The sequence below is a fragment of the Maridesulfovibrio zosterae DSM 11974 genome, from assembly GCF_000425265.1.
Classification (GTDB): Bacteria; Desulfobacterota; Desulfovibrionia; order Desulfovibrionales; family Desulfovibrionaceae; genus Maridesulfovibrio; species Maridesulfovibrio zosterae.
In genome coordinates, this window is record NZ_AUDC01000019.1 from 30,840 (window position 1) to 43,548 (window position 12,709).

Sequence of the window (12,709 nt, forward strand, 5' to 3'; positions counted from 1 at the left end):
TTTCTCCTTACTTGAGCACAACGTCCTTAACGAAGTACATAACTACGATGAAAGACAGGGTTGCCTTGGTCAAACCGGATATACCACCCATGATAAGGGGCCATCCGCCTGCCTGCGCCAGTGATTTGCGGGTAATCTGCATTCCAAGACCGATAAGTCCGTAAGCAAAGAACCAGATCATGGCATCAGTAAGTGCAACAATAGTTTTTGACTTTTTGTGAACCTGCTTAATTGCATGAGTAAGCGCAGATTTTACATCTGTAGACATAATGACTTCGCCGCCTTTATACCTTGCAATGATGGATTCTAAACCGGCCATACGGTAGCGTGCAGTTGTATCAAAAACTTTTTTGTCGTTACGCTCATTATAGTTACCTGCAAGCTGATGCTGCTTCAGCAGATCTGTGTATGCATCAGTTTCCTGAGGATTAAGTCCGGCTATGCCTGCTTTCCATGCGTCGGAAAGAACAGCCCGCTCTTCAGGAGTGATTTCGGTACGCTGATTGTAACTGAAGTCCAGATACTTACCTTTGTAATGGTCCGCAGGTGAGAACATACCAAAAGAAGAACATAAGAACAGAAGCAGAAAACCGAGAATGAAGATTGGGAATTTGTCAACAACAACTTCTTTGAAGGAAAGCTTCTGTCCTGCAGATTTACCAAACCATGTTGCTAATACCAGTACTACTATTGGCAGGAACAGGACTCGGGTGATGTTGAAGATTTCACCAACTTTAAGAGTCTTGATGTCAACTGAGTCAAAAGCAAGACAAGCTGCAGCAACCTGAGCAGAGTTCAGGATACCGGTTCCAGCCCATGCTCCGAACTGAGTTGGATTCATTCCTGCCATTTTACCAATGGTTGGGAATGCAAACATGCATAAAATACCGAAACCAAGAATGGTTCCGATGGTGTATGCCATTTCTGAACATTTGGCTTTAACAACCGGAGCACAAGCTACTGTTGCGGAAACACCGCAAACACCCATGCCTGCAGAAAGAACACCGGTCATGGTCTTGGGCTGGTTGAAAAGCTTACCGAGGAAAAGCACAAAGAAAACTGTGCCCAGGACGAAAAATCCGATAAGCCATACAGATACCATACCTAGTTTGGCTAGTTCTGCGAAAGAGTATCGTGCACCAAGCAGGATAACACCCATTTTCAGTACGAAGCGGGCAGTTTTAACACCTGCTGCAGCGAATTTGGGGATACCCCAGCTGTTGGTGATGATAATACCCACAAGAATACCTAGAACAACATAGTTCAGATTGAGTACTTTGTGTATCTTAAAACCCAGTACAGGTACCAAAGATTTACTCATCATAATGACAAGTGGTTCCGCAAACCAGCGGATACCCATTGCCAAAGCAACGATAAACAAAACTCCGGGGATTGTTTCCAGAACAAATGTATCTAAGTTTGTGAGTTTGCTGTTCCAGCGTGCTTTGCGAAGAACTGCGGTGGCAAGACCTAACCCGCCGCCGATGAAACTCATGGTTTCCATAAGGTCAGCTGCCTTGTGAACCTTGAGTGATGCCAATAAATCTGTAATTGTCCCTGAAGCAACTAGCATCCCGTATATTACCATCATTGCACTGATGATCCATACAGGTGTATTGCTTGGACGTCCGTAACCGGCTTGAGCCATTCCAATATCCTCCTCTCAAAATTTTTAAAAATGACTGATCCTGTAAAGGCAATGAGTGTGCCAAATTTAAAAAACAATAATATATTGAAATTATTCGATATTATGTTTCTGAAACAAAAGAGTGGTGTAAACTTCAGTTTGCACATGGTATACTCAGGTATACATTTGTACTGAGATATTCGTTAGATTTGTCACTATCTGATTAAATAGTGTAGGTTGTTCTTTTTTAAATTATTAGCTTGAAAAAGTAGTTTCAGGAGGCTCAGTGCCTTATTTAAGACCTAAAAAAATACAGATAAAGTTTCTGCTGGGGGTTGGGGGAATTGTCCTGACTATAGGCTTCTTCTTTGCTTTCGGAATGTATTTTCATTTGAATTCGTTGCTTGATTCTCAAGTAAGAGGCAAGGCTGACCTTATTTTTAATCAAGTTGGGGCGGTCCAGTCGTATGTTCGTGAAGTTTTGCGACCAAAAGTCAGATCAGAGATACCGGCTGATGAATTTATTATTGAAGCCATGTCATCATCGTATATTTCCCGTGCAGTTATGGAACGGGCGAATCCTGAGAATAGTGAATCTCTTTATCGAAGAGTGGCTGAGAATGCCCGTAATCCTCTTTTTGAGATTAATGAGGATGAAGAAGATATGCTCAGCTATTTTCGAAAGCATCTGGATCAAGATTCATGGTCAGGATATCGTAAGATAGGCAGTGTTGAATATTTTGTTAAAGCGCGGCCTGTTTTCTTTAAAAAATCATGTCTGACTTGTCATGGTGTTCCTGAAGATTCACCTGCTGTTTTACTTGGTCGCTATGGTGATAAGCGTGGTTTCGGGCATATAGAAGGTTCTATCGGGGGACTTATGATTGTTGGTGTGCCCGTAGAAAAAGCTGTTGCCGAGATTAATAAAACTACATTTCGGTACGCTCTTTTCTATGGTTGCGGGATACTTATTCTGTTTTTCTTAATACAGTTTTTCTTTAATCGCCTGATCATGGATAATATCAGAAATTTAAGTAAAAAATTTCATAAGCTGCTACGTGATGAATCAAAATCTGAGGTTCTAGATAAAATAGAACATGGTGACGAGATCGATGAAGTCATTCAAGGGATTGAAGAGCTTGGAGAGCATTTGCATGAAGCTCAGGAACAGCTTCGTGAACATTCAGAAAATATGGAAAATATGGTTGCAGTTCGTACTGATGAGTTGAAAAAAGAAGTTTATGAACGAAGGGCGGATGTAGATCTTTTTGTCTGTTTATTGGACGGCTTTAACAAATGCTTCACCCGTCGTGAAATGTGGGAGTTTGCTTTACCATTACTGGCTGAGAGATTTAATGCTGAGAGTGCTGTATTCATCTGTATGGTGGCATCTCAAAATTATTTTGCATGGCCAGAGGTTGCACCAAAGCCCGAACTTCCAGCGAACTGGAAAGAAATTCTTACTGAGGTAAAGCCTGTATTTGAGAATAACAGAGCATTTATACCTGTTTCAGCATCAGATAATCTTACCGAAGGTATTTTTTGTTTGACCTGGGATGAAACTGTTGAAGTCACTCAGCAGGATCAGGATGTCTTGCGGGCTATAGGGCAGCAAATGGGTATTGCTATGGAAAATATCAATGCTCTGAAAAATCTTCTGCATCAAAAGGATGTTTTGCAGGCCATTGTAGAAGGTATGGGGGATCCTGTTCTTTTTGTGGATGGGAATTGTAATATTATTCTTGCTAATGATGCAGCTAGAAGACTTGCAGGGTCTTTTTCCGGAGTGAATTCTGATGTTGAGTGCGCAGGGCTTTTCCTTGACGGGGCAGTTCTTGAAAAATGTTCCAGTAAATCCGGTTTACGGTGCCATGATAATCTGCCTTGTAAGGTTATCTCGGATGATGGGCGTTCATTTTCTGTGAGTGTATTTCCAATTGATGAGTCAGAAAAAAAGCAAGGCCGCAGGGTCATCTGTATCAGGGATATTACTCAGGAAAAACAGATCCTGATCAGGATGCAGCAAAGTGAAAAACTAGCAACTGTCGGTAAACTGGCTTCAGGATTAGCTCATGAAATGAATAATCCACTTGGTGTTATCAAATGTTATGCCGAGTTGTTGAAAGATTATGGTGCAGGGCCGGAAATTAATGCTGATGTTGATATTATCCTGAAGCACGCTTCGCAGGCCCAGAATGTATTGCAGGATTTACTTAATTTTGCGCGTCCAAAGCAGGTAGAATTTGCCAGTTTTGATATTGCAGGGGCAATTGCCAATGCCCTCGGAGTTTTTAGAATTCAGGCGGAAAAAAAAGGAGTGCAGGTGCTGTCTGTAATTGAAGAGTCAGTTCCGCTCATAACAACAAATGCACAGGCTATAGAACAGATATTGTCGAACCTGCTTAACAACGGGCTTGATGCTGTAGATGAAGGGAACGGTGTAATACGAGTCAGTCTGTATTTTATTAAAGGTGGTGAAGTTCTGCTTAGAGTTGCGGATAATGGTCCGGGGTTGGAACTGGACACTCTTGGCAATATATTTGATCCTTTTTTTACTACTAAGGAAGTTGGCAAGGGAACCGGACTGGGACTTGCTGTTGTGTATACTTTGGTTAAAGACCTTGGCGGCCGTATTGAAGCTGGTAATGATAATGGCGCAGTCTTTTCGATTTATCTTCCGGTAGATGGAGAGGGTAAATAAATGACAAGACCTGTAGGTATCCTCATTGTTGATGATGAAATTGATTTTGCATCCGGAATTGCTCGGTTGATACAGAGATTTTATCCTCATGAGGAAATTATGACTGCCAATTCCGGTAAAGATGCTTTGGATATTCTTGATAAGAAGCCTTTCGGATTAATGATTACAGATCTTAATATGCCCGAAATGGACGGTTCACAGTTACTTAAAAAAGCAATTACTATTCGTCCCCATCTTGGGGTGGTCATTCTGACTGCTTTTGGTACCGTTTCAACTGCAGTAGAGGCTCTTAAAGATGGTGCGTATGATTTTATTACCAAACCTGTTGAGCCGGACACTCTGCGTATTGTGGTTGAAAGGGGAGTTGAGCGAAGTCGCCTTCTTGGAGAGAACAGTCGTTTAAAAGAACAGCTTTTATTAAAAAACGGCCAGAAAGAGCTTATTGGAGACTGTCTTGCAATGCATCGGCTTAAAGAAAGAATTGCTGCTGTTGCCCAGTCAGACTATACTGTTCTTATTCGAGGAGAGTCCGGCACTGGAAAGGAACTGGTTGCGCAAACTATTCACCATCTAAGCAATAGATCAAGCAGTCAGCTCATGACTGTAAATTGTCCTGCCATATCAGATCAACTATTGGAAAGTGAGCTTTTCGGACATGTGAAGGGAGCCTTTACCGGGGCAAACCGTAACCGTAAAGGTATATTTGTAAATGCTCACAAAGGGACTTTGCTACTAGATGAAATAGGTGATATTTCCTCAGGAATTCAGACTAAATTACTGAGGACTCTGCAGGAAGGTGAGATTCGCCCCGTAGGTGCAAGCAACAATGTTAAAGTTGATGTACGAATTATAGCCTCGACTAACAGGAATCTTGAAGCTAAGGTAGGTGATAACAGTTTTAGAAGTGATTTGTATTATCGTTTAAATGTTCTTACGTTGCATGTACCGACTTTAAGTGAACGAAGACAGGATATTCCTCTTCTTGCACGTCATTTTTTGATTGCAACATGCAGGGAGACCGGAGTTGATGAGAAGGAACTTTCTACTGATGCTCTTGTATATCTTTCTATGCGTAAATGGCCGGGTAATATCAGGGAATTACAAAACTTTATACGCAAGTTGACTGTTTTTACTCCTGCACAACATATTGAAATGAATCATATTCGTATGGTTGAGTCTATAGATGGCGTGCCACAGTCTACCGAACGTGAGGTCTCATTGTATAAAGAGGCAAAAGAGAAAATTGTAGACGACTTTACCAGAACATATACTACTGAGCTCCTTAGCAGTTATAATGGTAATGTTTCGGAAGCGGCCAGGCAAAGTGGATTATCGCGTATGGCATTGCTTAAAATTTTGAAACGTCTGGACATGGACGCTGCCGAATTCAGGAAGGATTGATTAATGCAAGGTTTAAAGAAGGAGGAGGTATGGAAGCTGGTAAGGTTTTAAAGTTCTGGGCTGGAAGATTGTTCGCCCCGAGGGCCTTATTGCAGCATAAGTATGAATCTTTTAAACGGCTGCTGGAACATGATTCAAAAGCTCTTAATATTATTGCAGATCTTGAAGATGTCTTTTACGGGCGCAGGCTTGTGGATCGTCAGCAGTGTGCAGTGTTGTATAAACAGCTCTCCTCTTCTGTTTTGGGAATGATTGAGCAGCTTCAAGATATGAATCCTGTCCGGTATGGTGATTTAAGCGTAACATTTAGACAAATTCATTCGGCTGCCTTGAAAGTTATCAATGAACCGGAGTTTGATTCAAATCCACCATATATTATTTCTCTTTCTGATGCTGGAAATATGCCTCATTTATCAGGAGGAAAGGCTGGCAATCTGGGGAAAGTTTATAATCTTGGCGATATTAATGTTCCCCCCGGATTTGTTATTACAGCCAATGCTTTTCACTATTTTATTGAATATAACGGGTTACGGGAAGAGCTTGGAAAAAGGCTCAGTCGTATGGAGGCAGGCAGACGCAGTCTGTTAGCAACACTAACTCTGGAAATTCAGGAATTTATTCTTGCAGGTGAGGTTCCGCCTGATCTTGCTGAGAGTATTGAGCAATCTGTTTTAAAGTATGTTGGAGATGCTGATTTTCTGGCTGTACGTTCCAGTGCTCTGGCAGAAGACAGTGAAATTTCTTTTGCCGGACAATATGCCAGTGAACTTAATCTTACTCCTGACGAAGTTTTGGATGGTTATAAACGTGTCCTTGCCGGTAAGTACTGTCCCCGTGCAGTCTCATATCGTATTTCCAATGGATTAACTGATAATGATACTGCAATGGCTGTTCTGGTCATCCCTATGATTGATGCCCGTAGTGCCGGAGTTATTTATTCTGTTGATCCAGATTGCATGAATCGTGATTCTGTCGGTATATATGGGGTTAGCGGCTTAGGTAACTCTCTTGTTGATGGGAGTGTTGTTCCTGCCAAGGCTTCACTTTACCGTAAAGATGTTCCTAGTCTGATCAATGAATGCTCTTTTGATTCAGAAAATCTTCCTGATGAGCAAATGCTTGTGAGGTTGGCTCGTTGCGCTATGCGGCTTGAAGATCATTTCGAATGTGCTCAGGATGTGGAATGGGCCGTTGATCAGGATGGAGATTTTCATATTTTACAGACTCGTCCCTTACAACGAGAGCATTCTAAAGCCGCAGTCGTACATGGTCCTATTCCGGCAATGCCTTTTATGGAAGGCCTTGAGCGGGCATCATCAGGGGCTGGATGCGGCGAAATTCATTTTGCCCGTACCGGAGAGGAGATAGCCCGTATTCCAGAAGGATCGGTTATTATTACACCGACATTAAAACCTTCTCTACTGACTTTCGCCGGAAATATTAACGCAGTGCTGTCTGCTACGGGCAGCAGGGCCAGCCATTTTGCATCTGTTGCTCGTGAGCTTGGTATTCCGGTACTGGTCGGAGATGTAATGGATCGTTATACTCAGGGCCAACTGGTAACTGTCGATGGCATGGAAGGAGCTGTTTATGAGGGATGTGTGGAGGATGTTCTAACCCGCTCATTCGGTAGTGCAGATGTCTCTTCCAGAGTTCTTGATTTGTATAAAAATATAATCCCTCATACCGTGAAGTTAACTTTAACTGACCCGCAGGACTCTGGTTTTACTCCTCAGGGATGCAAATCGATGCATGATGTAATTCGGTTTTGCCATGAGAGTTCCGTTAGTGAAATGTTTTCACTTGTTGATAAACGGGGATTGGGCATGGGAACATCCAAGCTGCTTGAAACAGGACTGCCACTTGTTATTTATGTAATCGACCTGGATGGTGGACTTGTTTCCGGGATTGAAAAAAAGAAAAAAATTGTATCGTCTGAAGTTAGTTGTGAACCTATGCTTTCATTACTGAAAGGGCTTTCCGATGAGCGTGTTCCCTGGTCAGAGGAATTGACCCACGTGGATTGGGATGAATTTGATCGTATGTCTGCCGGTATTTTTAGTAAAGATTCTAAAATTCTTGCAAGCTATGGTGTGCTGGCCAAAGATTATATGCACCTCCTGATTAGGTTTGGATATCATTTGTCAGAAGTAGATTCACTTTGCGGACCTGATGCAGGGCAGAACTACATTAAATTTCGTTTCAAAGGTGGCGGCGCAGGGATTGATAATCGTTTGCTTCGTATTGAGTTTATCCGGCTGGTTCTTGAACATTATGGTTTTGAAACGACTGTTCATGGGGATATGCTGGATGGATTAAGCTCACGCCTGCCTGCCGAAGATACCACGGCACAATTGGCAATGCTTGGATATCTGATGGCAGTGACCAGACTGATGGACATGCGTATGACAGATGAAGAGCAGATTACAGTAGAAGTTGCGAAGTTTATTGAAGAAGCGGAGCATATTTATGACAGAGCAGGCAAAGAATAAAGCATATAACCTGACTTGGGTAACTGATCAGTTGGCGGTCGGTTGCGCACCTATGAGCCATGCTCAACTCGAATCCATTCGGGAGCAGGGGGTGGATGCTATTGTCAATCTTTGTGGAGAGTTCTGTGATTTGCATGAAATTGAACGTAATTCAGGATTTGACGTGCATTATCTGCCGCTGGAGGATGAAGAAGCTCCTGAATTGATTGATCTTGAGAATGCGCTGGAATGGATGGATGAAGCTATTTATTTAGGTAAAAAAGTGCTTATCCACTGTCGTCATGGCATCGGTCGTACAGGAACAGTTTTAAATGCATACCTTTTGCGTCGAGGTTTGGGGCATAAACTTGCATGGCGTAAAATGAAAAGATTGCGTTCAAAACCTGCGAATTTTGCTCAATGGTGGACTATCCGTAAATATGGACGCAAGAGTGGTAAGTTAACAGCGCGTGCCCCTTGTTTAGAATTTAGAAGATTAGTTGATTTGACTCCTTTTTTTAATGATTACTTTAAATTGGTGGAAGAGGTTGAAGAACGGGCTGAGAATTCTGGGAAACGAACTTTATGCGGGCTTGACCATGATCGCTGTTGCCAGACTCCGGTTAGCCTCAGTCTTGCAGAAGCCTTGCATATTAGTAGGCGTATAAATTTAGAACTTACCCACGAAGAGCGTTTAACTGTTATTGAAAAAGCTGTTGAGACCTCGCGCGCTGAACGCAAAGCAGCAAGAGAATTGAAGGCAGAAGGAAGTAGCGGGTATTGTTTGTCCGGTACAGGTGGTACATGTCCTTTGTCACAGGACCATAAGTGTATTTTATTTGATTTTAGGCCATTGCAATGTCGTGCCTTTGGTCTTGATATCTCTGAGGATGGCAAGCTTTGGCATAACGAACTTATCCCGACGCTGGATAAAATTTCATTTGAAATCTGGTTCGCTTATACAGGGGTATTGTATGATGAGGCTATGCCTACTTTTTCTTTGCCTGATGTTGTTTCCGGCAAATTTATTGAACAGCTTTTCAAGCTGATGATGACCCAAGGTTTGGGTGATGATTATTAAATATTAGGTCTGTGCTAATTAATTTTAAATTTTTATAAATGGCGTGTCAGATATTTATCAAGTTGATTGGTAAAATTTTGTCTGTCTTTGGGGCTGAATGCTGCAGGGCCACCGGAAACAGATCCTGCACTACGCAGTTCTTCCATAAGATTACGCATACTGAGAATGCCTTTGATGTTGTCTATTGTATATAGTTCTCCACGGGGGTTGAGTCCCGTAGCCCCTTTATCAACAATTTTATCTGCCAACGGAATATCAGCAGTAATTACCAGATCTCCGGGATTGCACAACTCTACAATTTCATTATCCGCTACATTAAATCCAGCTGAAACTTTAATTGTATTAATGAAAGTTGAGCTGGGAACAGAAAGGTATTGATTGGCAACAAGTGTTGTTTTTACTTCTCGGCGTATGGCAGTTTTAAACAAAATCTCTTTAACTGCCTTGGGGCAGGCATCAGCATCGACCCATATCTGCATATTAAATTCCCATATTGTTTTTTATAATCAGCTGTCGCACTTATAGAAGGTGCTGACAGAAAATGCAAATTTGATTTCTCAGAATTTATAAGCCCTGCTTATCAGCAGGGAGTGGAAATTGCTTGGCGCAGGTCATTAATTATTGCGATTTGTTCTTTTTCTTCTTCAGCAAGAAGTATATATGTGCAGTTCCAGCATTCTTCAGTTACACAATCCTGTTGTGACGGTGAGGCCAGTTCCCGTTTGAGATTATCCGTTCTGCCGATGTAGAGAGCGTGTGATTCAAATCCGGCAAGATGTCCACGCGGGTGTGTGTATGCAAGTATAAATAATCCTCCTTTTTTAGGGAAATCAGCTGATTTTTTATTTATAATGAAATTGTAGTCTTTTCCTGATTGTCCTTTGAAAATCCATTCTTTTTGTCTGAACATTCAATTTCCTTATTGAAATATTTATATTTATTTATGTTAAAACTTGCGTGGCTGATAGGCAGAGCTGATCAGTTAATATTTTTGCATAATTCAGGCAAGGGTGAGTATCGGTTAAAGTATGAAATCTATAGAATAATTATTCAACAAATTGATTAATAACCATGTTCTCAATCAATAAAAGTTAAAATTATTAAAAGTATAAATTAAAGATAAAGTTAGTTTTATGTGTTTAACTGTTCAAGTTTATTGTATTTAAGTTGTTTTGTATTATTTTTGTTCCAAATCAAGCGCAATCCCGCCTTCATTGACCACTTTTATATACTGGCTTTAATTATGTCAAAAGTGACGCAATTAAAGTTTAGCTTATGGAGAAATCATGAATCTTGAGTCTACCATTAATCTCGTTGATAAAAAAACTGAATATGACGATTCCATTGGTCCCTATTCGTACGATGAGTTCATAGAAGCTGCCCGCAGATTTCACGGCAGTCCGGCTCCTGGCCTTATTCTTGGCGGATACATGCTTGAAGAAGCCAGACGGCATCTTCCTGAAGGGACTCTGTTCGATGCTATTTCAGAGACGTCATGGTGCTTGCCTGATGCTGTACAGATGTTGACATTTTGCAGCATAGGCAACGGCTGGCTCAAGGTTAAGAATCTTGGTGTTTATGCGCTATCTCTTTATGACAAATATACTGGAGAGGGAGTGCGTATTCGCGTTGATCCTAAAAAATTGGATGAATGGCCGGAGGTGAAGTCATGGTTCTTAAAAAAGAAACCTAAAAAAGATCAGGATTCGGTTAAACTGCATGCTGAGATCCGTGAAGCAGGTGCTTCGTTTTGTTCCATAGAAGCTATTCAGATTAAACCGGAAGCGATGATTAAACGCAGTAAGGGGGGGATAACCATCTGTCCTATTTGCGGTGATGCTTATCCCGGCTCTTTTGGAGCAATCTGCCGTACCTGTCAGGGGGAAGGACCATATTTAAGTATCAAGGCAACCGCAGCAATTAATCCTGTTCCAGAAGGATTGAAAGTCGTTCCTATCAGTGAAGCAGAGGGAAAGACAGCAGTTCATGATATGACCCGTATTGTTCCCGGTAAGTATAAAGATCCTGAGTTCAGTAAGGATCATGATTTCAGTGCAAGCGATATCTGTCGACTGCAGCTCATCGGCAAAAATCATATTTATGTGGACGAAGGAGATATCCCCGATGGCGAGTGGGTTCATGAGAATGAGGCTGCGGAGACATTTGGACGGATTATGTCTGGTAGTGGCGTTGTTGCTGAAGGCAAGCCTAAGGAAGGCAAAGTTACACTTAGAGCTGATCATGATGGTGTGCTTGTCTCTGACCTTGAAATGATGAATCGTTTTAATTTTATACCTGATGTTATGGTTGCGGCCCGCAAAAGCGGGACATTGATAAAAAAAGGTGCCCGTATTGCCGGAACACGGGCAATCCCACTTTATCTGTCACGTGAAAATTTCTCCCGGGCTGTTTCTTCTCTTAATGGCGATCCTCTCTTTAAAATACTTCCGCTAACCAAGAAAAAAGTCGGCGTGCTGATTACTGGAGATGAAGTCTTTAATGGGCTGATTGAAGATAAATTTGGTGCTGTCATCACTGCAAAGGTTCAGGCGCTAGGCAGTGAAGTCGTTCGCACTGTAATCGGGCCGGACGATCGTGAGCATATACGTGATGCTGCTTTATCCTTGATGAGCGAAGGTTGTGATCTGCTTATCACAACCGCCGGTATGTCAGTTGATCCTGATGACGTGACCAGACACGGCCTGGTGGATGCCGGAGTTACTGACCTTCTTTATGGTGCTCCTGTTCTGCCCGGCACTATGTTGCTGCTCGCTAAGGCTGGTGACACCCGTATAATAGGGGTTCCTGCCTGCGCTCTGTTTTTTAAAACTACAAGTCTAGACCTTGTACTTCCCCGGGTTCTGGCCGGACAGAATATAAGCCGGAAAGATCTCGTTGCTATGGCTGATGGTGGTTACTGTATGGAATGTAAAACCTGCACTTTCCCTAAATGTCCCTTCGGGAAATAGGAGAATGATAATGCATGAAAATTTCGACCCGCCGGAACAGGTGACAACTGCGGCTTTGGCGGAAATAGAAGGGCATAGTCCAACAATACGGTTGCATTTATGGCTTGAAGGGGGGGAGGGGGTTTTTTTTGGTTATGGCAGACTTCTGCTGCTTGATCGCATTGAAACATGCGGTTCGCTTAAAAAAGCCTCTGAAGAATTAGGCATGTCCTACCGTGCCGCATGGGGAAAGATTAAGCAATCCGAAAAAGTATTGGGATTTAGCCTTATTGAAAGAGTCGGAAGCAGACGTAGCGGTTATCGGCTGACAGATGCTGGAAGGTTGGTGCGGGACAAATATCTTGAGTGGTTCAGTAAAGTTGAAAGCGATGCCCGTGCCCGTGCTGATGAAATCTTTTCGTGGCGTTCGAAGAGTTTCGGGGAAAACTAAGTTTAATTGTGTTATCTATAACATATTTA

9 protein-coding genes are annotated in these 12,709 nt (G+C 42.2%); 6 read left to right on the forward strand and 3 right to left on the reverse strand.

Features of this window, described 5'->3' with window-relative positions; translation table 11 throughout:
• Positions 1–7 precede the first annotated feature (7 nt).
• The gene (locus H589_RS20440) at positions 8–1,648 is read right to left on the reverse strand and encodes a YeiH family protein (RefSeq protein WP_027722087.1); all 1,641 of its coding nucleotides are present in this window, start codon (positions 1,646–1,648) and stop codon (positions 8–10) included.
• Positions 1,649–1,913: 265 nt separating this feature from the next.
• On the opposite strand from H589_RS20440, the gene H589_RS0111175 reads away from it, so the two are divergent.
• Genes H589_RS0111175 through H589_RS0111190 form a run of 4 tightly spaced genes read left to right on the forward strand, consistent with a single transcriptional unit; the run spans position 1,914 to position 9,281 of the window.
• On the forward strand, positions 1,914–4,328 hold the full coding sequence (locus H589_RS0111175; protein WP_027722088.1) for a c-type heme family protein: 2,415 nt from the start codon (positions 1,914–1,916) through the stop codon (positions 4,326–4,328).
• Positions 4,329–5,729, forward strand: coding sequence for a sigma-54-dependent transcriptional regulator (locus H589_RS0111180; protein ID WP_027722089.1), 1,401 nt, complete (start codon positions 4,329–4,331; stop codon positions 5,727–5,729).
• A gap of 29 nt (positions 5,730–5,758) precedes the next feature.
• Positions 5,759–8,221, forward strand: a complete 2,463-nt coding sequence (locus tag H589_RS0111185; RefSeq protein ID WP_027722090.1) for a PEP/pyruvate-binding domain-containing protein — start codon at positions 5,759–5,761, stop codon at positions 8,219–8,221.
• Positions 8,199–9,281: a protein-tyrosine phosphatase family protein gene (locus H589_RS0111190; protein WP_027722091.1), complete on the forward strand. Its 1,083-nt coding sequence runs from the start codon at positions 8,199–8,201 to the stop codon at positions 9,279–9,281. Before H589_RS0111185 ends, H589_RS0111190 begins: the two co-directional genes overlap by 23 nt.
• A gap of 32 nt (positions 9,282–9,313) precedes the next feature.
• Here H589_RS0111190 and H589_RS0111195 read toward each other — a convergent pair whose 3' ends face one another.
• Positions 9,314–9,760 (reverse strand): YaiI/YqxD family protein, encoded by a 447-nt coding sequence (locus tag H589_RS0111195; protein ID WP_027722092.1) that lies wholly within the window; start codon positions 9,758–9,760, stop codon positions 9,314–9,316.
• A 101-nt stretch (positions 9,761–9,861) separates the two neighbouring features.
• Complete coding sequence (locus H589_RS0111200) at positions 9,862–10,191, reverse strand: hypothetical protein (RefSeq protein ID WP_027722093.1); 330 nt, start codon at positions 10,189–10,191, stop codon at positions 9,862–9,864.
• 376 nt (positions 10,192–10,567) lie between these two features.
• On the opposite strand from H589_RS0111200, the gene H589_RS0111205 reads away from it, so the two are divergent.
• On the forward strand, positions 10,568–12,250 hold the full coding sequence (locus tag H589_RS0111205; protein ID WP_051249731.1) for an FmdE family protein: 1,683 nt from the start codon (positions 10,568–10,570) through the stop codon (positions 12,248–12,250).
• Positions 12,251–12,260: 10 nt separating this feature from the next.
• Positions 12,261–12,680: a winged helix-turn-helix domain-containing protein gene (locus H589_RS20445; protein ID WP_425411460.1), complete on the forward strand. Its 420-nt coding sequence runs from the start codon at positions 12,261–12,263 to the stop codon at positions 12,678–12,680.
• Positions 12,681–12,709: the final 29 nt, after the last annotated feature.